19 protein-coding genes are annotated in these 21,323 nt (G+C 63.2%); 4 read left to right on the top strand and 15 right to left on the bottom strand.

The window, feature by feature from the left end:
- Nucleotides 1-255: transposase (locus AC4FS3_RS13300; protein WP_491020979.1), on the bottom strand; the 255-nt coding region annotated here is incomplete at its 3' end.
- Nucleotides 256-338: 83 nt separating this feature from the next.
- Here AC4FS3_RS13300 and AC4FS3_RS13305 point away from each other — a divergent pair.
- Nucleotides 339-770 (top strand): hypothetical protein, encoded by a 432-nt coding sequence (locus AC4FS3_RS13305; RefSeq protein ID WP_491020980.1) that lies wholly within the window; start codon nucleotides 339-341, stop codon nucleotides 768-770.
- 401 nt (nucleotides 771-1,171) lie between these two features.
- On the opposite strand, the gene AC4FS3_RS13310 is transcribed toward AC4FS3_RS13305, so the two are convergent.
- Nucleotides 1,172-1,717, bottom strand: coding sequence for an HNH endonuclease (locus AC4FS3_RS13310; RefSeq protein ID WP_491020981.1), 546 nt, complete (start codon nucleotides 1,715-1,717; stop codon nucleotides 1,172-1,174).
- A gap of 776 nt (nucleotides 1,718-2,493) precedes the next feature.
- Here AC4FS3_RS13310 and AC4FS3_RS13315 point away from each other — a divergent pair.
- Complete coding sequence (locus tag AC4FS3_RS13315; protein WP_491020982.1) at nucleotides 2,494-2,967, top strand: transglycosylase SLT domain-containing protein; 474 nt, start codon at nucleotides 2,494-2,496, stop codon at nucleotides 2,965-2,967.
- Between the two features lie 69 nt (nucleotides 2,968-3,036).
- Here the strand turns inward: AC4FS3_RS13315 and AC4FS3_RS13320 are convergent, their stop codons facing one another.
- The 4 genes from AC4FS3_RS13320 to AC4FS3_RS13335 all read right to left on the bottom strand — a co-directional run bounded on the left by AC4FS3_RS13320 (nucleotide 3,037) and on the right by AC4FS3_RS13335 (nucleotide 5,764).
- The gene (locus AC4FS3_RS13320; RefSeq protein WP_491020983.1) at nucleotides 3,037-4,161 is read right to left on the bottom strand and encodes an aminotransferase class V-fold PLP-dependent enzyme; all 1,125 of its coding nucleotides are present in this window, start codon (nucleotides 4,159-4,161) and stop codon (nucleotides 3,037-3,039) included.
- A 73-nt stretch (nucleotides 4,162-4,234) separates the two neighbouring features.
- Nucleotides 4,235-4,699: an Lrp/AsnC family transcriptional regulator gene (locus AC4FS3_RS13325; RefSeq protein WP_233092753.1), complete on the bottom strand. Its 465-nt coding sequence runs from the start codon at nucleotides 4,697-4,699 to the stop codon at nucleotides 4,235-4,237.
- Between the two features lie 30 nt (nucleotides 4,700-4,729).
- On the bottom strand, nucleotides 4,730-5,233 hold the full coding sequence (locus AC4FS3_RS13330; RefSeq protein ID WP_491020984.1) for a YbhB/YbcL family Raf kinase inhibitor-like protein: 504 nt from the start codon (nucleotides 5,231-5,233) through the stop codon (nucleotides 4,730-4,732).
- Nucleotides 5,234-5,299: 66 nt separating this feature from the next.
- Nucleotides 5,300-5,764 carry an Lrp/AsnC family transcriptional regulator gene (locus AC4FS3_RS13335; RefSeq protein WP_491020985.1) on the bottom strand — a complete coding sequence of 155 codons (465 nt, stop codon included), beginning with the start codon at nucleotides 5,762-5,764 and terminating at the stop codon, nucleotides 5,300-5,302.
- A gap of 132 nt (nucleotides 5,765-5,896) precedes the next feature.
- Between AC4FS3_RS13335 and ilvC the strand changes: the two genes are divergently transcribed.
- Together ilvC and AC4FS3_RS13345 are read left to right on the top strand one after the other, a co-directional pair.
- The gene (gene ilvC, locus AC4FS3_RS13340) at nucleotides 5,897-6,919 is read left to right on the top strand and encodes a ketol-acid reductoisomerase (protein ID WP_198836408.1); all 1,023 of its coding nucleotides are present in this window, start codon (nucleotides 5,897-5,899) and stop codon (nucleotides 6,917-6,919) included.
- A gap of 401 nt (nucleotides 6,920-7,320) precedes the next feature.
- Nucleotides 7,321-8,622, top strand: coding sequence for an MFS transporter (locus AC4FS3_RS13345; RefSeq protein WP_491020986.1), 1,302 nt, complete (start codon nucleotides 7,321-7,323; stop codon nucleotides 8,620-8,622).
- Between the two features lie 57 nt (nucleotides 8,623-8,679).
- Here AC4FS3_RS13345 and AC4FS3_RS13350 read toward each other — a convergent pair whose 3' ends face one another.
- The 9 genes from AC4FS3_RS13350 to AC4FS3_RS13390 all read right to left on the bottom strand — a co-directional run bounded on the left by AC4FS3_RS13350 (nucleotide 8,680) and on the right by AC4FS3_RS13390 (nucleotide 21,026).
- The gene (locus AC4FS3_RS13350; protein WP_491020987.1) at nucleotides 8,680-9,522 is read right to left on the bottom strand and encodes an Ivy family c-type lysozyme inhibitor; all 843 of its coding nucleotides are present in this window, start codon (nucleotides 9,520-9,522) and stop codon (nucleotides 8,680-8,682) included.
- A 108-nt stretch (nucleotides 9,523-9,630) separates the two neighbouring features.
- Complete coding sequence (glmM, locus tag AC4FS3_RS13355) at nucleotides 9,631-10,974, bottom strand: phosphoglucosamine mutase (RefSeq protein ID WP_491020988.1); 1,344 nt, start codon at nucleotides 10,972-10,974, stop codon at nucleotides 9,631-9,633.
- 69 nt (nucleotides 10,975-11,043) lie between these two features.
- Nucleotides 11,044-12,087, bottom strand: a complete 1,044-nt coding sequence (gene folP, locus AC4FS3_RS13360; RefSeq protein WP_491020989.1) for a dihydropteroate synthase — start codon at nucleotides 12,085-12,087, stop codon at nucleotides 11,044-11,046.
- A gap of 64 nt (nucleotides 12,088-12,151) precedes the next feature.
- Entirely contained in the window at nucleotides 12,152-13,048 is an 897-nt protein-coding gene (locus AC4FS3_RS13365) for a dihydroneopterin aldolase (protein WP_092897202.1), read from the bottom strand.
- Nucleotides 13,049-13,252: 204 nt separating this feature from the next.
- Entirely contained in the window at nucleotides 13,253-14,305 is a 1,053-nt protein-coding gene (locus AC4FS3_RS13370; protein WP_491020990.1) for a cell wall hydrolase, read from the bottom strand.
- A gap of 266 nt (nucleotides 14,306-14,571) precedes the next feature.
- Nucleotides 14,572-17,127 carry a putative PEP-binding protein gene (locus tag AC4FS3_RS13375; protein ID WP_491020991.1) on the bottom strand — a complete coding sequence of 852 codons (2,556 nt, stop codon included), beginning with the start codon at nucleotides 17,125-17,127 and terminating at the stop codon, nucleotides 14,572-14,574.
- A 131-nt stretch (nucleotides 17,128-17,258) separates the two neighbouring features.
- Nucleotides 17,259-19,370, bottom strand: a complete 2,112-nt coding sequence (glyS, locus tag AC4FS3_RS13380; protein WP_491020992.1) for a glycine--tRNA ligase subunit beta — start codon at nucleotides 19,368-19,370, stop codon at nucleotides 17,259-17,261.
- A gap of 165 nt (nucleotides 19,371-19,535) precedes the next feature.
- Nucleotides 19,536-19,958 carry a DUF6446 family protein gene (locus AC4FS3_RS13385; RefSeq protein WP_491021103.1) on the bottom strand — a complete coding sequence of 141 codons (423 nt, stop codon included), beginning with the start codon at nucleotides 19,956-19,958 and terminating at the stop codon, nucleotides 19,536-19,538.
- Nucleotides 19,959-20,066: 108 nt separating this feature from the next.
- A complete protein-coding gene (locus AC4FS3_RS13390; protein ID WP_491020993.1) occupies nucleotides 20,067-21,026 on the bottom strand; it encodes a glycine--tRNA ligase subunit alpha in 960 nt (319 codons plus the stop codon).
- Nucleotides 21,027-21,323 lie beyond the last annotated feature (297 nt).

Here is a 21,323-nt window from a genome sequence, read left to right on the forward strand (position 1 = left end):
GAACATCGCCGCTTTTTTTAGCACTTCCCTCTCCTCCCTGAGGATACGGTTCTCTTTGCGAAGTCGTTCGTTCTCTCGAAGCAGATCGGCGTCCTGCGCAGGCACCCTGGCGTCTTCGGAAACAGCCCGAACCCATTTGCCGAGCGTCGAAAGCCCGATCCCCAAATCAGACGCAACCTGGCGCCGTGTCAGACCACTGGTGAGCGCGATGCGCACCGCATCCCGCTTGAACCCGTCGCTGTGTATCGCTGCCATAGCCGGTCTCCTTGATGGCGAGTATCGCTCTCAAAAAACCGGCACGAAACCGGTGCAGGTCCAGATGGCTTCTGCAGTTGGCCTTGCAGCGCCAATTGAAGAGCTTCCACTTCTCGTCCTTCAAGATCGACAGCTTCACGCTCTCCGGCGAGGATTTCCGGCCTCAGGTCCGGGCCGCGGCCAAGGACGGCGAGCAGATCGTCAAGGACATCACGTTCGAGGCATCGGCGAGCGATGTCGTGCGGCTCAAGTGGTCATATATTCTAGCTCTGATTGAATTATCGAAGCATGTGGAGACGAACCAATTCGGCTTTGCGGTTTTCGATGAACCGGGCCAGCAGCAAATGGATGAGAACGATCTGGCGGCCTTCCTCGCAGAAAGCGCGAAGGTCGCGACCGGAAAAAGGCAAGTGCTGATTTCGACCTCGGAAGTGCGGTCGCGGGTTGAAGCCGCGCTGGATGGTCAAAACGCAAAACTGCATACGTTTGACGGTTATATCCTGCAGCCTTTGTAAACATGGTCGGTGTTCTCGAGGGAAATGATCAATTATAGCCATGCGCGATACAGCGTCATCGCGGTTAATGGCTGAGAAAAGGGGTGGAAGCGGAAACCTTAATGTTGAAGGGATTGCAATAAGGCCGCCGATTCTGGGGCGATCGTTGTCCGCGAATGTCCCCGCCGAAAGGGGGGCATAGAGCTTTCGATGATTATTTGTCCATACGAGTTTGCATCTTGCCCCTGTTAAGCTCTGGCCGGGTCAACTGCCCTCGAGGCAGAAGTATTTTGCGCCAACTTCAGCGGTCGGATCTGCCGAAAACTGGCAGATTGTTAATCCGATGCCTCACCACACACACCAGAAACCGGGTTCTGGTGCTTTTCATGCCAGAATTGACAAAAGCCCTGGTGTTGTGCAGATCAGCTCTCCAGCTCGCTGTCCCAGTAGAGGAAATCTAGCCAGCTGTGATGGACGTCTGACTGCGGATAGCGCGGCGCGGCCATGACCAGTTCGCGTCGGGTCGGGGTGTAGGGCGCCCGCAGCAGTTTCATCCCGGCCTCCTTCGGGGTCCGGTTGGCTTTGCGGTGGTTGCAGGGTGCGCAGGCGGCGACGATGTTTTCCCAGGACGACCGCCCACCGCGCGAGCGCGGCTGGACATGGTCGAAGGTCAGCTGATCGGACAGAAACCGCCGGCCACAATACTGGCACAGCCATTTATCGCGGCAATAGATGTTGAAACGGGTAAAGGCCGGCCAGCCATCCAGCCGCTGATACTGTTTCAGCGCCACCACGCTCGGCACGCGCATCGTGACGCTCGGCGAACGCACCACATGGTCATATTCGGCCACGAGGCTCACCCGGTTCAGGATGATGGCCGTCACCGCATCCTTCCAGTGCCAGGATGAAGGCGGATTGCAGGACAGGGGGCGGAAGTCTGAATTCAGGACAAGGGTCTGTATCGCCATCACATATTACTCTCTGCCATCCGCCGCGGGGCGTTTCCCGGGGCGGAGCAAACCCGGCTGCGGCCGGCTGCGGAAAAAGAAAAAGGCGCGTGACCAGCACGCGCCCGATATGGATTTCTCGATGGTGTCGTCCGAAAGCTCGTCTGCGTGTTCATCTGGCTGACAGGACGGATGCTATGCTGACCAGGATGCGGCCAGCTGCAACTTTGCCGGAAGAAGGGCCCGGTTGCGCGGCGGTGAGGCGCGAAACACTGCCGGGTGACGCGAAGGCTGGCGGGACCGGGGCAGCTGCGGCGGGAGCGGGCAGGCGGTGGAAACCAACCGCAGTGCAGCATAAGACAAGCCGCAGGCCCGGCCTTCTTCGCCTTATATCCAGAGCTTTTGCCTTCCATATCCGTCGGCTCCTGCCTTCAGCTGGTATGGCCGCGCCGTATTTGGCCCGGTCGGTCCGGGCGGCGGAGAGGGCGTCGGCCCCATACTGTTCCACCGATCCGGACGAGCCGACTATATATGGGCGCGACCCCTGTGCAACCCCCTGGTGACAGATGATCTCCGGGGCGTCGCCTCTTCCTGGCGGCAGAGTGAAACAGGGGCATGACAGCGGGCGCCGGCAAGGGTTTGCCGTTGCGCAATCAGGTGTCCGGCCTTGCCCTTGCCGGAAGACGGGCGAGCGCATAAACCCGCGCGGAAAGCTCGCGAAGACCGGGGCTGCCCTGGTCCGGAGAGACCAAAGCCCCGCCCGCCATATCTGAAACCTTTACCCGAAAGCCCTCAGGATGCATCCGGACCGCCGCTCTTTGCTTGCCCTTGCTCTTGTTGCGCCCCTGGCCCTCGTGGCCTGTTCTCGCCGGAAACCCGACGGGCCGTCGCCCTCACAGGGGCTCAATGCCGGGGAGACGCCCGAGATGCGGGCCCTGATCCGCAAATATGCAGCAGAGCATCAGATCCCGGAGAGCCTTTTGCACCGGATGATCCGGCGCGAAAGCGGCTATAATCCGTCGGCGCGCAATGGACCCTATTACGGGTTGCTGCAGATTCATCCGCAGACCGCAAGGACCATGGGCTATAATGGCCCGCCCGAAGGGTTGCTGAATGCCGAGACCAATCTGCGCTATGCCGGGAAATATCTCCGCGGCGCCTGGATGGTGTCGGATGGCAGCCAGGACCGGGCCGAGAGGTGGTACGCGAATGGCTATTATTACGAGGCTAAGCGTCGCGGGATTTTGCGCGAGACCGGGCTGAAATCGTAAGACCCGGCTGAAAGTAAAGGAAAAAGGGGGGCCAGACGGCCCCCCGATCCTCAGATCTCCTCCGGATCTTCAGATCACCTTGTCAAGCGCTCGGGTCAGCCGCGCCACAGTGCCATCGACATCCTTCAGCTTGTCGAGGCCGAACAGCCCAAGCCGGAAGCTGCGGAAGGCCTCGCCCTCATTGATCTGCAAAGGCACACCTGCCGCGATCTGGACGCCTTCGGTACGGAATTTGGCGCCGTTCTGGATGGCGGGATCGTCGGTAAAGCTGACCACAACGCCGGGGGCAGCAAAGCCTTCGGCCGCGACCGACCGGATGCCGCGCGCGGCCAGCTCGGCGCGGACTTTGCGGCCCAGATCCCATTGCGCTTCTTTCGCGGCGTCCAGCCCCATCTCGCGGGTTTCCTGCATCGCGTCGCGGAAGGCGAGGATCGCATCGGTTGGCATGGTGGCATGATAGGCGTGGCCGCCATCCTCATAGGCCTTCATGATCGCGCGCCATTTCTTCAGATCCAGCGCGAAACTGTTCGATGTGCTGTCGGCGAGGCGTTCCTCGGCGCGCGGGCCCAGCACCACGATCCCGGCGGCGGGCGAAGACGACCAGCCCTTTTGCGGCGCGGAAATCAGCACATCGACCGAGAGCGCGGCCATATCGACCCAGATCGTGCCCGACGCGATGCAATCAAGCACAAACAGCGCGCCGACCTCGCGCGCGGCCTCGCCGATCTGGCGGATGTAATCATCGGGCAGGATGATGCCGGAGGCGGTTTCGACATGCGGTGCGAAAACGGCGTCTGGCCTGGTTTCGCGGATCCTCGCGACCACTTCCCCGACGGGAGGCGGCGCGAAAGGCGAGGTCGGGTCATTGCCGGCGGCGCGTGCCATGGCGACCTCGACCTCGCTTGCAAAACCACCCATGTCGAAGATCTGGCTCCAGCGGAACGAGAAAAATCCGTTGCGCACCACCAGGACGCGACCACTCCCGAACTGGCGTGCGACGGATTCCATCGCATAGGTGCCGCCGCCGGGGACGAGTGCCACGGCGCTGCCATTATAGACCTCGCGCAGCCAGCCCGAGACATCGCGCATCACCTGCTGGAACCGTGCTGACATATGATTCAGCGAACGGTCGGTGAAGACGACCGAAAATTCCTCCAGCCCCTCGGGGTCGATATGGTCATGCGGCAGTTTCATAGTATTCCTCCTGTGGCAGCGTGACGCTAGCGCCGTGAGCAGGGCTCCGCCACCGGAATTTCACGCTGAAGGATCAGCCGAAAGGCCCGGGGCGGCGCTCTTCGGTCAGGACGACATTGGCCTCGACATTTCCGACCCCGGGCAACGTCATCACCCGCCGCCGCAGCACGCGCTCGAAATCCGCAAGATCGCGGGCGACGACGCGCAGGCGGTAGTCGAACAGGCCCAGCACGTGCTGCACGACCTGGACTTCGGGGATGGCGGTGGCGGCGCGTTCGAAATCCTCAAGGCTGACGCGGCCTTTGGTCGCCAGTTTGATCCCCAGGAACACCGTCACGCCAAAGCCGAGGCTTGCGCGGTCAACCTCGACCCGGCGGCCTTTGATCACGCCGGTCTCTTCCAGCCGCCGGATCCGCCGCCAGGTGGCGGGCTGCGACAGACCATGGCGCCGCCCGATCTCGCCCGCGCCGAGATTGGCATCCATCGCGAGGTCGCGCAAAATGGCGCGGTCGGTCTCATCCAGTCCGGCGATGGTCATGCAGCTTCCTTTTCCCAGCTGCGGCCCGTGTCAGTAACGCCCGATGCCAATTATCACACTTTCCAGCGCTTTGCCTTTGGCATCCACCGCAGTCACATCGACGGTATAGCTGTGACCCTTGCCTCCCGAACAGGGGGGCAGATAGCCGGGCGAGGCATATTTTCCTTTGGATCTGGCCTTTTTCACCACACTCACGCCACCGGGGAGCTGTTTCGTCATGCCCGGAACCGAAGGCAGTTTTGCCGTGTCGCCCGCAACGGGAAAACCGATCTGGCCATGGCCGCCGCCTTTTGACAGGGGCTTGTAGCCCTGGTCATTGAAGGACAGCACCACCATCGCCGTGCCCGCCGGCAGGCCGCTGACCTCCATCGGGGGGGTGCTGCCATTGCCGCCATCAAGCTTGCATTGCTGCCCGGCCGGAACGGATTTGCCATCCCAGTTCGCACCGAGTTTCACGCCGATTTTCGCCGCCGCGATGCCAGGGATCTGCAGCGCGAGGACGCAGAAGGTGATGCGGAAAATGGATATCATCATATTGGTCTCCTGATCTGGAAATGCAGTCTTGTGAGGAAAGATGAAAAGGGAGGGAACGGCAGCGGCTCATAATGGCAAGGCGCTGTCATCCTTGATTGTAGAAATCAGCATCAGCGCGTCAACTTCGGCGATATGCGGCAAAGCGAGGATTTTTTCGCGATAGACTTCCGTCCAGTGGCTCATGTCGCGGGCGATCACGTTCAGGCGCACATCGACGCGGCCAAGGAAGGTCTCGATCGCCAGCACCTCGGGCACCTCGCGCGCGGCATCGATGAAATCGTCGAACGCCCTTGGCTCGGTCTTGTCGAGGGTGAAGCGCAGGCTGACTTCCACCTCATAACCAAGCGCCCGCCAGTCGATCACCATGGTCTCGCCACGCAATATGCCCGCCTCGCGCAACCGCTCGATCCGGCGCCAGAGCGTGGCCTGGGTAACACCGGCGCGCAGCGCCAGATCGCTGCGGGCGAGATCCGGCTCTGCCAGCCAGTGGCGCAGGATGCGGCGGTCTGTATCGTCGAGAGTAAGGCTCATTGCATGATTGTTTCACAAAATACCGGGATGATGAATGATAATATTCATCTACCCGTCATCTGGGCGATTTTTGAACGGAGCGCGCGAGAAATATTCCTATTCTGCCCCCATCTTCAGCAAAGGAGTGCTGTTATGCGCGTTTACTACGATCGCGACTGCGATGTGAATCTGATCAAGAACCTGAAAGTGGCGATCCTCGGCTATGGCAGCCAGGGCCATGCCCATGCGCTGAACCTGCGCGATTCGGGTGCGAAAAACCTCGTCGTTGCGCTGCGCGACGGCAGCCCGTCGGCCAAGAAAGCCGAAGGCGAAGGCCTGAAGGTCATGGGCATTGCCGAAGCGGCTGCCTGGGCTGACGTGATCATGTTCACCATGCCCGACGAGCTGCAGGCTGAAACCTATAAGAAATACGTGCATGACAATATCCGTGAAGGCGCTGCAATCGCATTCGCCCATGGTCTGAACGTGCATTTCGGCCTGATCGAGCCGAAAGCCGGCGTCGACGTCATCATGATGGCACCGAAAGGCCCGGGCCACACGGTGCGCGGCGAATATACCAAAGGCGGCGGCGTGCCCTGCCTCGTGGCGGTTCACACCAATGCTTCGGGCAAGGCGCTCGACATCGGTCTGAGCTATTGCTCGGCCATTGGCGGCGGTCGTTCGGGGATCATCGAGACCAATTTCCGCGAAGAATGCGAAACCGACCTCTTCGGTGAGCAGGCGGTTCTCTGCGGCGGTCTGGTCGAGCTGATCCGTTGCGGCTTCGAGACCCTGGTTGAAGCCGGCTACGCGCCGGAAATGGCCTATTTCGAATGCCTGCACGAAGTGAAGCTGATCGTCGATCTGATCTATGAAGGCGGCATCGCCAATATGGATTACTCGATCTCGAACACCGCAGAATACGGCCAGTATGTCACCGGCCCGCGCATTCTGAAATATGACGAGACCAAAGCCCGCATGAAAGAAGTGCTGGCCGATATCCAGCAGGGCAAGTTCGTCCGCGACTTCATGCTGGAAAATGCCGTTGGCCAGCCGACGCTGAAAGCCTCGCGCCGCGCCAATGACGAGCATCAGATCGAGAAGGTCGGTGCGAAACTGCGCGAAATGATGCCCTGGATCTCCAAGGGCAAAATGGTCGACAAGGCCCGCAACTGATTGCAGAATGACAGGGCGCCGGAGAGATCCGGCGCCCTTTTTCTTTCAGGGGACTGACGGTTGCCCCTTAAGATCTGGACCGCTCCGCCAGATGGGGCGGGGAAGGTCTGGAGCTCGGCCGCCCGACGCCGGAGGAACATCGCGCCCACCAGCCCCGGGACGGGATTGACCCTGGCGCGGAGGCAAGCTTCCGCTTTTGCCCTCTGCGGCAGGGTCCGCATAGCAGAGGGAAGTGCGTTCAGAGCAGGATGGTGTCCCCCGCAAGCCATGCATTTCGCGCAATCCAGCCAGTCACCCGCGCTTTGCCGCTTTCACCCGGATTGACAAAGCTTTACCGCAACCAGTCAGCGCGGATTGCTAAAAGCGACCCGCCAGTGCAACAAAATTACCCGGATTGAGAAATGTCTGACACCACTCTGGCCGGCGGCAGCGCCGCCGAAGGGCCGAAGAATTCGCCGCGGCGTGTGCTGCTGGCAAGTCTGATCGGCACCACCATTGAATTCTTCGACTTCTATGCCTATGCCACTGCCGCCGTTCTGGTCTTCCCGGCGCTGTTCTTCCCGGGTTCTGACCCGATGACCGCGCTGCTGGCCTCGTTCGCGACGTTCTCGATCGCCTTCTTCGCGCGACCCTTCGGTGCCATTGTCTTTGGCCATTTTGGCGACCGCATCGGCCGCAAGGCGACGCTTGTGGCGGCGCTGCTGACCATGGGGGTCTCGACCGTCATCATCGGCATGCTGCCGACCTATGCGCAGATCGGCGTTGCGGCCCCCATGCTGCTGGCGCTGTGCCGCTTTGGCCAGGGCTTTGGCCTGGGTGGCGAATGGGGCGGCGCGGTCCTCCTGGCCACGGAAAACGCGCCCGAGGGCAAGCGGTCCTGGTATGGAATGTTCCCGCAGCTCGGCGCGCCGGTTGGTCTGTTCCTGTCGTCGGGCTTTTTCTGGATCCTTTTGCATTTCATCTCGGAAGAGCAGTTCATGGCCTGGGGCTGGCGCCTGCCATTCCTCGCCTCGATCTTTCTAATCGTGCTGGGGCTCTGGGTGCGGATGTCGATCTCGGAAACCCCGGAATTCGCCAGAACCATCGAGAAGGAAGAACGCGTGAGCGTGCCGGTCGCCGAGGTGTTCAAAAACCACAAGCGCAACCTGTTCCTTGGCACCTTCGTGGCGCTGGTGACTTTTGTACTGTTCTATATCTGCTCGGCCTGGCTTCTGGGCTATAACATCAAGACGCTGGGCATTCCCTTCAAGGATGCGCTGCTGATCCAGATCTACGGCTCGGTGATCTTCGGCCTTGCGATCCCCTTTGCGGGCAAGGTCGCGGACCGGGTGGGTCGATACGGCTTTCTGATCGTGGTGACGGTTCTGATCGGGATCTTCTCATTCTTCCTCGGCCCGCTGATGCAGGGCACGGCCGATGATGAAAGCTCGATCTACCTCTTTGTCACCATCGGCATGTTCCTGATGGGGCTGACCTATGGCGTGATCGGTGCGGTATTGGCGGCGCCATTCCCGACCCGGGTGCGCTATACCGGCTCGTCGATCACCTTCAACTTTGCCGGAATCTTCGGCGCCTCGCTCGCGCCCTATGCCGCGACCTGGCTGCAGGCGAATTACGGCATGGCCTATGTCGGTTATTACATGCTGCTGGCGGCGGTGATCACGCTGGTCTGCATCATCGCCTCTGGCCGCAAAGAGGTCTGATCCGAGGCTGACAGACTGAATAGGGCCGGAGCGATGCTCCGGCCCTTTTGCTTTGTCTCAGTTCGCGCCGCCGGCCGAGGACGCAGCATCCAGCTGCACCCATTCCGGCCAGCTTCCCGGATCGGCGGGCCAGGTCTTCGGCATCTCGTCATCCCCGCCCTTCCACATCGTGAACGCCTGCTGGCTGGCCTGGTCAATCCAAAGGATCGCCCATTCCGTGTCACAGATCAGCTTGTTGCAGGCGCTGCCGCGATAGCCGCCTTCGACCAGATCCCCCGAGCCAAGCTGGGCCAGGATCCCGGTATAGGCGTCCCAGTCTGCAGCGGACATGCCCGCCTTGACCTCGGCATAGACCGGCGCGAAGCCAAGCGCGTCGATGGGATGCGCGCTGTCGAGGCTGGCGAAATTCTCCCAGCCCTGGCCGGATTTTGGGGTGAAGCCCTCGGGCGAGGCCTCGGTCAGGCCCGAGACCGGGCTCCATGTCCAGATCTCGGCAGGGCTGCCGGGGAAGGCCTCGGAGTGGAAGATCAGGGCGCCGTCCTGTGGGGTCATCTCGAACCAGGAACAGCTGTCAATCGGCCCGTCGATCACCGGCTTGCCGTCTTTCAGGGACAGCACGAAAGGGGTGCTGTTGCAGGCATTACCGCCGGCGCCCGAGATGCCGGTGACGACCTGCTGGCCCGCAACTTCGGTGATGCCGTCCAGCAGGACCTGTCCGTCCTTCAGCACCTCGACGCCATCGACGCTGATCACCTGTTCGAAATCGGCATTCTCGCTGCGGGTGACCTCATGGCCCTGCAGGTCCAGCCGGTCGGGCGGGGTGTCCTGCGCGAAGGCCGCGAAGGGCAGGGCGAATGCGCTGCCGAGAAGGGCGGTGCGCAGCGGGGTGAATAGGGTCATGCTGACCTCCTGTCGGATATCCTGCCCCACCCTGGCGCAAAGAGGGGCGGGATACCAGTCAGGCAAACCCTGGCCCCTGTCAGGACCCGGCATCGTGATCGGCGGGGATCAGCCAGCACGCGCCACGGTCGCGGCGATCTCATCGACCACTTCGGTCAGAAGGGCCGCGTCGACGCATTCCGCCATGACCCGGATCAGCGGCTCGGTCCCGGATTTGCGGATCAGGAGGCGGCCCTTGCCATTGATACGCTTTTCGCTGGCCTGGATCACCGCCTTGACCCGTGCATCTTCAAGGGGCTGCGCGCCGGCGGTGTAACGGACGTTTTTCAGAAGCTGCGGCACGGTTTCGAACTGATGCGTAAGCTCGGAGGCCTTTTGCCCCGACCGCGCCATCTCGGCCAGGAATTGCAGCGCCGCCGCCAGCCCGTCACCGGTGGTGGCGTAATCGGTCATCACGATATGGCCCGACTGTTCGCCGCCAAGGTTGAAACCGCCGGCGCGCATCCGTTCCACCACATAGCGGTCGCCCACGGCGGTGCGCTCCAGCCTCAGGCCTTTGGCCTCAAGAAACCGCTCCAGCCCGAGGTTCGACATCACCGTCGCGACCAGCGCGCCGCCCTTCAGCCGCCCATCCGCCGCCCAGCGGCTTGCCAGCAGCGCCATGAACTGATCGCCATCGGCGACGACGCCATTCTCATCAAGGATCATCACCCGATCCGCATCGCCATCAAGCGCAATCCCCAGATCGGCGCCATGGGTGATCACCGCCTCGGCCGCGGTCTGCGGATGGGTCGAGCCGCAATTCTCGTTGATATTGGTGCCATTCGGGGTGACGCCGACCGGAATCACCTCGGCACCAAGCTCCCAGAGCACTTCGGGCGCGGCGCGGTAGGCGGCGCCATTGGCGCAATCGACCACCACTTTCAGCCCGTCAAGCCGCAGCCCCGCCGGGAAGGAGGTTTTGACGAATTCCTGATAGCGCCCGCGCCCGTCTTCGATCCGCTTGGCGCGGCCGATCATGCGGGCCTCGGCCAGCTCGATCTCGCCCTCGACCATGGCCTCGATTTCCGCCTCGGCCTCATCCGAGAGTTTGAACCCGTCGGGCCCGAAAAATTTGATGCCGTTATCCTCATGCGGATTGTGGCTGGCCGAGATCATCACGCCGAGATCGGCGCGCATCGAGCGGGTCAGAAACCCCACCCCGGGCGTCGGAACCGGGCCAAGCAGCAGCACATTCATCCCTGTCGAGGTCAGGCCGGCGGTCAGGGCGTTTTCCAGCATATAGCCCGAAAGCCTTGTATCCTTGCCGATCACCACCCGATGCGCCGCCGATCCGTCGCGGCGGAAATAGCGCCCGGCAGCGGCGCCAAGCTTCAGCGCCATCTCGGCCGTCATCGGCCAGCTATTGGCCCGGCCGCGCACGCCATCAGTGCCGAAAAGCTTTTTAGACATGATCAATCCTCTTTGCCGGGCCGCGCCCTGACCAAATAGTTACCGGGCACGGGCGTCAGACCTGACGCCTCAGGCCTCACTGCTGTTGCCCTGGATCGCCTGCCAGATCGACAGGGCCTGCCGGGTCTCTCTGGTGTCATGGACACGCAGAATATGCGCGCCCATCGCGGCGCCCTGCAAGGCCACCGCAACCGATCCGGTGACGCGTTCCGCAGGCGTCGCCGCCCCGGTCAGCGCGCCGATGAATTTCTTGCGCGAGGCGCCCAGAAGCAGCGGCAGCCCGAAATCATGAAACCCTGCAAGCTCGCGCAAGAGCCGCAGGTCATGCGCGGTCGTTTTGCCAAAGCCGATACCGGGGTCGAGGATCAGGTTTTCCGGCCTGATCCCCGCGCTCAGGGCTGCCGCGACCCGCTCGTAGAGATGGTCGCGCACCGCCCAGAGCACATCGTCATAGACCGCGTGTTTCTGCATCGTCTCGGGTGTGGCGACCGAATGCATCAGTACCACCGGCACGCCGCGCGCGGCCACCAGTGGGGCCATATCGGGGTCGAAGCGCAGGGCGGTCACGTCATTGATGATATCGGCCCCGGCCTCCAGCGCGGCTTCGGCCACGCGCGCCTTGCGGGTATCGATCGAGATCGGCGTGGTGATCCCGACCTCGCGCAGCGCGCGGATCACCGGGGCGGTGCGCTCGATTTCCTCGGCCACCGGCACCTCGGCAGCGCCGGGCCGGGTGCTTTCGCCGCCGATATCAAGGATCTCCGCATCGCGGATCATCTCACGGGCGCGGTCGACCGCCGCCTCCAGGGCATTGTGGCGTCCGCCATCGGAAAAGCTGTCCGGGGTGACGTTCAGGATGCCCATGATCCGTGGCCGATCCAGTGTCAGGCCGCACAGATCGGCACGGCTCCGGCTGATCGCTGCTGTCTCTGCAGGCGGAAGCTGCGCCAGCGGTGCCGCCCGGGGGGTGCCCCTGCTCAGACGGTCAGCGCTGTCCCACCACAGATGTCGCGATCCCGCGAGCGCATGGCGGGTCGCAGATGCAGGTCCCGCCAGGGCACTGCGCGGCAGCGGTGACAGGATCTGGTCAGGATGGGGCAGGCGCTCAGGCATCAATGGCTCCGCAGGAGGGTGCGGGGGTTCTGCCTGCGGCGCCGGAATTTGACAAGCCGGGGTCTCAGCCCTTTACCGCCGGGATGCGGCTTCCCGCCGGCACTGAAACATCGCCGTGAAGAACGAGGCCCGAGGCCGCCATTTCCTCGGCCAGCCACAAAGCCAGCGCCACCGGGTCACGGGTCTGTGGCCCGTCGACCGCGTCGAGCACCAGTTTCGACGGCGCCCAGACCACCGATCTGCCGCGTTTGATCGCCCAGTCGATCTCGGTGCGCGAGGACACGACCACGCAACGCGGATCGCGCGCGGCCAGCACCCAGGCGTTTTGCTCGATGGCCAGCAGATCGACGCGGCGCTGCGTCGGGCGGTGGCCGGTCTGCGGGCGCGCCATGTCGGGCAGGCCGACGCAAAAGACTGCGGGCTGGCCCGAAGACAGCACGCCGTCGATCCGGGAGGTCAGGTCAGGCGCATGGATCGTCGCATTGTCAAAGTAAACGACCAGCGGATGCAGCGTGTCATCGCCCGCCCGCACCGGCACTTCGGCGCGCGAGCGCACGATCTCGACCCCAAGCGCATAGGGGCCGACATCGAGTTTTTCGATCCGGATAAAGGCGCGCATCGCCTGGGGTTCTGCAAGGAGCCGCTCGGCCAGGTGTTCGGCGAGGGTTTCCAGAAGGTTCAGGCGCTCGGTCGCGAGTTCCGTCGCGATGGATTCGGTGATCCGGTCATAGGACAGGATCCGGTCGACATCATCTTCCAAGGGCTGCGGTGTCGGGCGCACCTCGATCACGATATTGAAACGAAGCCGTTGTTTATGGCCGCGTTCCTTCTGGAAAGCGCCGATATCGGCCTCGACAACATGGTCGCGCAGGCTGATCCGGTCACGTGGATCGGCGCTGGCCGAGGCCTCGGCACGGGCTTCGGGATGGCCGAAGGCGAGGGCGCTGTCGCTGGTGGTCATGATGGGCGGCCTCTTCCGGTGCTATGGCTGCGGCTGACAATGCTGGTGCTGCAAATCCCTAGCAGCCTGTGTCGCCGATCCCAAGCCCTTTACCGACAGGAAAAGCTTTTGCCCCGACCGGGTCTTACCGGGCCGGGGCAAAATGCCTGGGGCAAACTGGCTGGATCAATCCGGAAGGGGCAGGTTCTCCCGCCCCGGGCGGCCTCAGCCGCGGGTACCGGGCTGACGGTAGAAGAGATGCGACCCGATTGAGGTTGTCCGGGCAAAGCGCTTTGACCAGGAGGGGCTCACGCCGCGGGTGTGGAAATGGGTTGCGCCCGCGGTCAGATTGCGCGGCGCGCCCGAGAGCATCAGCGACGCGATCCGGCCAGCCACTTCACGCGAATAGCCGTCGCGCATCTGGGTCGAACTGCCATTGCAGGTATAAGAGAACTGGCAGCTGCCGCCGCCCGCCTGGCGCACCACGCCGCAGACCGAAGCGGGGTAGAGGCCGCTGTCACGCCGGTTCAGGATCACTTCGGCCACCGCGAACTGGCCCTGGAGGCTTTCGCCGCGCGATTCGAAATAGATTGCCTCGGTCAGGCATTGCCATTCGCGCCCGCCCTGTTCCAGCGGCTGGGACCTGAGCCAGGCGGTATCATAGCGGATTTCGGGCTTTGCAGTCCCGGGTACCGGGGTTGCGGCGACTGTTTTCACTGCGCCACCACGGAGTGTGGTTCTTTTGATCACGCGTCGGATCTTACGGCCCTCGGGCGTATCCACGACTGTTTCCGAGACCACTTCCTCGACAACCCGCAGACTGCCGGACTCCGTGGCTCTGACCACGGTTTGCGGAGCGTCGTCCTCTGATGCGGGGTCGGGGCTGACCGAGGCGGTTCTGGTGTCCGTCGCTGCGCCCGCGTCATTATCTGCACCGGGACGGATCACTTTCGCGGTGTTTCTTTTCGTCACAACCTTGCTGCCAGAGTTTTCCGCGCCAGAGTCTGCCGCGCTGGTTTCGGTGGTGATTTTCGGCTGGCCGACCGACTTGCCGGCCGACTTGCCGACCGTCTGGCCAGCCGACTTGCCGGTAAATTCCTTCAGTCGCGACTTCTCGCTGCCGAGAAGCTGCCCCATCTCATCCGCGATGGTCAGACGTGGTTTGTTCATGTCACTGCGGGTGACATCTGCCTGAGCCGCCATCGGGGCGGCCAGTTGGGTGAGGGCAAAGGTAGCGGTCACGGAGACCGCTGCCAGCACATTCCCTGAGCGTTTCATATTCGGGTTCCTGCTCTGTTACCCCAAGGCCCGGTCTTCTGGGCTGATTTTCACCAGATACCGATGGGCACCAAAAACGCGGCTTTGGCCAAAACTATGGCCGCCACCGGTCAACAAGGGGCGTGAGTAGGCGAATCAAGGACTGGCGGTCCAGTGTTGTTGCGAATTGGTCACAAGATATTCGTCAGCTTCGGCGGAATAATGCCGACAATGCGTTTCGAATTCATTAACTTCGCACGGCAACCACATGATATTGTGGTTCCATTTCACTTATCCACATGGTCCCGAAGCGCCAGATGGGCCGCCGCAAGACGTGCCATGGGCACCCGGTACGGGCTGCACGACACGTAATCGAATCCCGCCAGGCGGCAGAAAGCGATGGAAAGCGGGTCGCCGCCATGCTCGCCGCAGATCGAGAGCTTCAGCTCCTGGCGGGTTTCCCGCCCCCGCGCGGCGCCAATCAGCAAAAGCTCGCCGACCCCGTCCTGGTCGAGAATGTGGAACGGGTCTTCGGGGAAGACCCCCTGCTGCACATAGGTGTTCATGAATCGCCCGGCATCATCGCGCGAGAGACCATAGGTCATCTGTGTGAGGTCATTGGTGCCGAACGAAAGGAAGCTTACATGCTGTGCGATCTCGCCGGCGCGCAGACAGGCGCGGGGGGTCTCGACCATGACGCCGAGCCGGTAATCGAAATCGGCCTTTGCGCGGCTGCGCACGGCTGCGGCAACCGCGTCGATCCGGGTGCGGACCAGTTCGACCTCACGCGCGGCCGAAACCAGCGGGATCATAACCTCGGGCACCACCACCGCGCCGCGCTTCGCGCTCTCGATCGTGGCCTCGAAAATCGCCTGGGCCTGCATGTCGTAGATTTCCGGCAGCACGACGCCGAGACGGACACCGCGCATGCCCAGCATCGGGTTCACCTCACGCAGAGCCTCGGCGCGGCGGGTGACCTCGGAAAGCGGGCGATCCAGCGCCTCGGCCAGCTCGCGCAGGCCTTCGCGCGTCGCGGGCAGAAACTCGTGCAAGGGCGGGTCGAAGAGGCGGATGCAGACCGGCAGACCCTGCATGATGTCGAAAAGCTGAAGAAAATCCTCGCGTTGCATCGGCAAAAGCCGCGACAGCGCCGAGGCGCGGTCGGCGGAGGTATCGGCGAAGATCATCTCGCGCATGACGGTGAAGCGGTCTTCTTCGAAGAACATATGTTCGGTGCGGCAGAGCCCGATGCCTTCGGCGCTGAACTTGCGCGCGGTCGCGGCGTCCGAGGGAGTATCGGCATTGGCGCGCACGCCGATGTCGCGGAACTCATCCGCCCATGTCAGCAGCCGGTGGAAGCTGTCATCCAGCGCAGGCGGCAGCATTTCGGCAGCACCCGCCAGAGCTTCGCCGCGTGAACCATCGATGGTGATAATATCGCCCTCGCGGAAAATTCGGCCATCGCGGGCGGTCAGCTTTTTGTCCTTGCCGTCAAGCCGCAGATCAGAGGCGCCGACCACGGCGGGCAGGCCAAGGCCGCGCGCGATCACGGCGGCGTGGCTGGTCATGCCACCGCGTTCCGTCAGGACAGCGACCGCCGAATGCATGCCGCGAATGTCCTCCGGGGCCGTCTCACGCCGCACAAGGATACAGTCCTCGCCGCGTGCGGCCGAAGCCTGGGCGGCTTCGGAGGTGAAAACCAGCTTGCCCGTGGCGGCGCCCGGCGAGGCGGCGATGCCGTTCGAGATCACGTCACGCAGCCCGCGCGGATCGACCTGGTGGTGCAAAAGCTCGGACAGGGCGCGGGGTTCGACCCGCAAAACCGCTTCGGATTGCGGGATCACCCCGTCCTCGGCCAGCGTCACCGCGATTTTCAGCCCGGCCCGGACCGAGCGCGCCACGCGGATCGCGTCAAGCACCGCGAGCCTGCCGTCTTCGACGGTGAATTCGATCTGCATTTCCTCGCGCAGTTTCACCCGGCAGACCGCGCCCATCCGGATCAGGTCCTGCATGATTTCCGGGGCCTCCTCTTCCAGCGAGGGGCCGCGCGGGTCACGGGTAAGATAAAGCGCCTCGCGCGCGGCCAGCGCATCACGGCCCTGGCTTTGCCCGAGATAGCGCCCTGTAATGCGGCTCAGCCCGGTGACAGAATCGACGAACTGGATCACGCCAGAGCCGGAAATGCCCTGACCGATTCCCTGTGCCATTTGCTGCACGACAAGGCCAAGCGCGGCGTCTTCCGGCGCGCCTTTGGCCGAACGCAGAAGGCGGGCCGAGGTGCCTTCCCAGGCCCGCGCCATCGAGCGCAGCACTTCGGAAAGCTGGCGCGCCGGGTCTTCGGGGAAGGGCTCGTCGGTCTCGTATTCATAAAGCCGGCGCAGCTCGCGCAGGGCGTCGGGGCCGGGCGCTACATCCTCGAACATATCGGGATCAAGGCGCGCGACATGGATCGCGTAGCTCTGGATGAACCGGCACCAGAGCGCATCTGCGGCCTCGCTTCCATGGCTTTCCACAAGCGCCGCATGGCGCGCGGCGTTCAGCCCGATATTAAGGATTGTGGCCGGGCCGCCCCAGTCGGGGTTGGCGGGTGAGGCGCGGACCGAGACAAGGGGGCCCGCGGTCTGGTCGGTGCCGAAATGGGCAAGGATGGCAGTTGCATCGACCGGCTGCCCCTGGGCGAGGGCGCGGATGGTGGCCGCAGGCAGGGCAACCGATTGCGGCACCGGCAGGTCAAGGCGAACGAGGCGCTGCAGACATTTCGCCTTCCAGCCATGGGCCTCGGTTGTGATGGGCGCCGATGGGGTGATTTCCGAAAAGGCGGTGATCTTCGCTTGTTTCTGCACTGCAGCACTCCTCACACGGCTGGCAGAATAGGGCGGATTTTGTTTCGCGCAAGCGGTGTGAGAGATGGCAGGCGGCGGCGGGGGCTTCCCGCCCCCGCACCCCGGTGCATATTGGCCCCAGGCGGAAGGGATCAGCCTTCGACTTTGGTCAGATCGGCGGTGCCGGAGCAGATGGCGCGGATCCGGTGCAGGAGGTTGAGGCGGTTCCTGCGGATGATCTGGTTTTCCGCATTGATCTGCACGGCGGTGAAGAAAGCATCAATCGGCGCGCGCAATTCGGCCATGGCCTGCATGGCGGTGGCGAAATCTTCCTTTGCCATGGCGGGGGTGATTTTCGCCTCTGCCTGGTCGAGGGCGGTGAAGAGGGCGCGTTCCTCGTCGGTCTCGGCCAGTTTGGGATCGGGGCCGAAGGAATATTCGACACCGTCTTTGGCTTCGGCCTGGGTGAGGATGTTGTTCGCGCGCTTATAGCCCTGGATGAGGTTTTTGCCGTCGTCAGATTTCAGCGTCTCGGCAAGCGCGGTGGCGCGTTTGACGAGCAGTGTGAGATCGTCATTCCCCGGCATGGCAAGGCAGGCGTCAATCACGTCATGGCGGATGCCCTGGTCTTTGAGGAAGACCTTCAGGCGGTCGTGGAAGAAGGTTAGGAGCTCCGAAATAATACCGTTATCTCGTGCTGTCGGTTCCCAGGCCGACAGCTTGCCCGAAATTACAATGGGCTCGATAGCAGGTTTGATCCCCTGAGATCCCAAGGATATGCGAGCCTCATTCCCCAGCACCAGCCGGATCACACCAAGGGCGGCGCGGCGCAGCGCGAAGGGGTCTTTCGAGCCGGTGGGTTTCTCGTCGATGGCCCAGAAGCCGGTCAGGGTATCGAGTTTGTCGGCCAGGGCCACGGCGACCGAAACGGGTTCGGAAGGTACAGCGTCGGAGGGGCCGAGCGGAGAATAGTGGTCGCGGGCGGCGTTGGCCACAGCGTCCGGCTCGCCGGCTTCCAGCGCGTAATAGCGGCCCATGACGCCCTGCAATTCGGGGAATTCGCCGACCATGGCCGAGCGCAGGTCGAGCTTCGCCAGACGCGCGGCATGTTCGGCCTGGTCCGCATCGGCGCCGACCAGCGGCGCGATCTCGCGCGCCAGTGCCGCAATGCGGGCGATACGCTCAGACTGCGAGCCGAGTTTCGACTGGAAGGTGACATGGGTCAGGCCCTCGGCCCATTCGCTCATGCCTGCCTTCGCCACCCGCAGGTCATTTTCCCAGAAAAAGCGCGCATCTGACAGCCGCGCGGTCAGCACTTTCAGATTGCCGGCGAGGATGGTCGCACCGCCGTCGGGCGTCTCGATATTCGCGACCGTGACAAAGCCTTCGATGCGGCCGGTCTTCGGGTTGCGGGCCGAGAAGAACTTCTGGTGCTCCTTCATCGAAGTTTGCAGCACTTCGGGCGGCAGGCCGAGGAAGGCCTCGGGGATGCGGCCCATCAACGGCACCGGCCATTCGACAAGGCCCGCGATCTCGGTCAGGAGGCCCTTATCCTCGACCACGTCCAGCCCGGCGGCGAAGGCGAGGTTTTTCGCGCCATGCGCGATGGCCGCTTCGCGCTCTGCCTGGTCGAGCATGACCTTTGCGCGGCGCAGCTTAGCGGCATAATCCTCGAAAGAGGTGACGGTGAAACTGTCAGGCGCCATGAAACGATGGCCGCGCGTGGTCTCGCCCGAGGTGATGCCGTCGATATCCAGCGGCACGACGGTGGCGCCGCTTTCATCCGAGAGGATGCAGAGGATCGAATGCAGCGGGCGCACCCATTTCAGCGTGCCCGAGCCCCACCGCATGGATTTCGGCCAGGGGAAGGTGCGGATCGCGTTTTCCAGCACGTCGGCGACGATGTCCGACGCCGGCCGTCCTGGCTTTTTCACCACGGCGAACCAGACTTCGGCCTTTTTATCGGCGCGTTTTTCCAGCTGGTCGATGCTCAGCCCGGTCGAGCGCAGGAAGCCGTCAAGCGCGGCCTGGGGGGCATCGGTCCTTGGTCCCTTGCGCTCTTCGCTGACGGGGCGGCTGGCGGGGGAGAGGTCTTCGATGGCAAGCGTCAGGCGGCGCGGTGTCGAGAATGCTCCGGCGCCACCATAGGTCAGGCCGGCCTCGACCAGCCCGTCAGTGACAAGCTTTTTCAGCGCCTCACGGGCGCCGGCCTGCATCCGCGCCGGGATTTCCTCGGAAAAGAGTTCGATCAGCAGGTCTGGCATGGCGGCACCGTATTTTGTCAGTGCCGCAGTCCCTAACCAGTCTTGCGGCAGATCACAACAGAGGCAGCGTGGTCGCGCTGTAGTTTGGCATCCCGCCGGGGGGCTCCCGTGAGGCCCGCAAGCAGGATGGGCCGAGGGCGGGCAGGGAGCTTATTCCGGCTTTGATCAGGGGCCTTCGGCGGTTTCCGGCTGCAGCTGATGCCAGGCATAGGCGCGGCCATCGGGGAAGACCGCGATCACGCGGTCGACGCCGGGATGAATGCCGGGTTCAGAAAGAAAAGCCAGCGCCTCGCCGGTCTGCAGCGCATGGCCGATCTCATCCGCTTTGTAGCAGGTGAACCAGCCCGGGCCGTTCAGCGGTTCGGGGTTCGGGTAGATCTGATAGGTCTCGGTCAGCATCGACTGTGACAGCGGCGTGGTGAAACAGGCGCGGAACCTCAAAGGCGAGCTGTCCGCGTCGATCCCCTCGACATGGTCGGCAACGATGGCCTCGGGCAGCTCCGAGCCAAGCGGGGTCAGGCGGATTTCCGTCTCGCCCGGCCCGAAAGCGACCGGCTCATAAAAGGCATAGACCTGAAGCCAGTACATCAGGACACCTGCAACAAGGCCCGTCACCAGAAGCCCTCCGGCTGCGATTTTGCCAGCATTCACTCTGTATCTCCTGTGTCCGCGCGCAGCTCTGCCGCTGAGATCCGGTCAGGCCGGGACAGCCTCTGCCGCATCGCGGCCCGCTTCGGTCTGACGGAAGGCATCAGCACATTTCTTCGCCAGCGCCCGGACGCGGCCGATATAGGCCTGACGCTCGGTGACCGAGATCACGCCGCGCGCGTCGAGCAGGTTGAAGAGATGTGAGGCCTTGATCGTCTGATCGTAAGCCGGATGCGCCATGATGATGGTCTTGCCGGTTTTCGGGTCCGCCGGCGGGAAATCCAGCAGGCGCTGGCATTCGGCCTCTGCATCCTCGAAATGGCGAAACAGCATCTCGGTCGTGGCGCCGTCGAAATTGTGACGCGAATATTCTTCCTCGGTCTGGCGGAAGATATCGCCGTAGGTCAGCGGGATCGGCGCGTCCGGGTTGTTGAACGGCATATCCATGACGTGGCTGACATTCATCACATACATGGCAAGGCGTTCCAGCCCATAGGTCAACTCGCCCGAGACCGGCTTGCAGTCATGGCCGCCGACCTGCTGGAAATAGGTGAACTGGCTGACTTCCATCCCGTCGCACCAGACTTCCCAGCCAAGACCCCAGGCGCCCAGCGTCGGGCTTTCCCAGTCGTCTTCGACAAAGCGGATATCATGCAGGCCAAGGTCGATGCCGATGGCCTTCAGCGAGCCGAGATACAGCTCCTGCAGATTCGGCGGCGAGGGTTTGATGATGACCTGATACTGGTAGTAATGCTGGAGCCGGTTCGGATTTTCGCCATAGCGGCCATCGGTCGGGCGGCGCGAGGGCTGCACATAGGCGGCGGCCCAGGGTTTGCTGCCAAGGCTGCGCAGCGTTGTCGCCGGGTGGAAAGTGCCGGCGCCGACTTCCATGTCATAGGGTTGCAACACGGCACAGCCCTTGTCGGCCCAGTAATTCTGAAGCCGCAGGATGATCTCCTGGAAGCTCTTCGGAACGGTGCTTCCCGGATTGGTGCTGTCTTGTGACATGCTGAAAGCCCTCTTCGCGCCTGGCTGCTTTAACCTGGGCATTTCCCTATCCATTGGGGGCGACGGGGTCAATTGCCGAAGCCGGACCTGGCGGCGACGCGCAGGGGGGGCGGCCCTGAGGCAGCGGTTGCGCGCCGCAGGACCGGCGCGGGTCTGCCCGGCCTGAGATTGGGCCGGTCTTTGCTGCTGCCACTCGTGCTTGCGTCAAGGCCTTTATGCGAGCGCAGCGGGCTCGCCGGGCGGGTGTTGTGCCAGGCGGAGCAGCGAAAGATGTTGCCTCATCACAGGGCGCAGATC

Source organism: Pseudogemmobacter sp. TB195, from assembly GCF_058313095.1.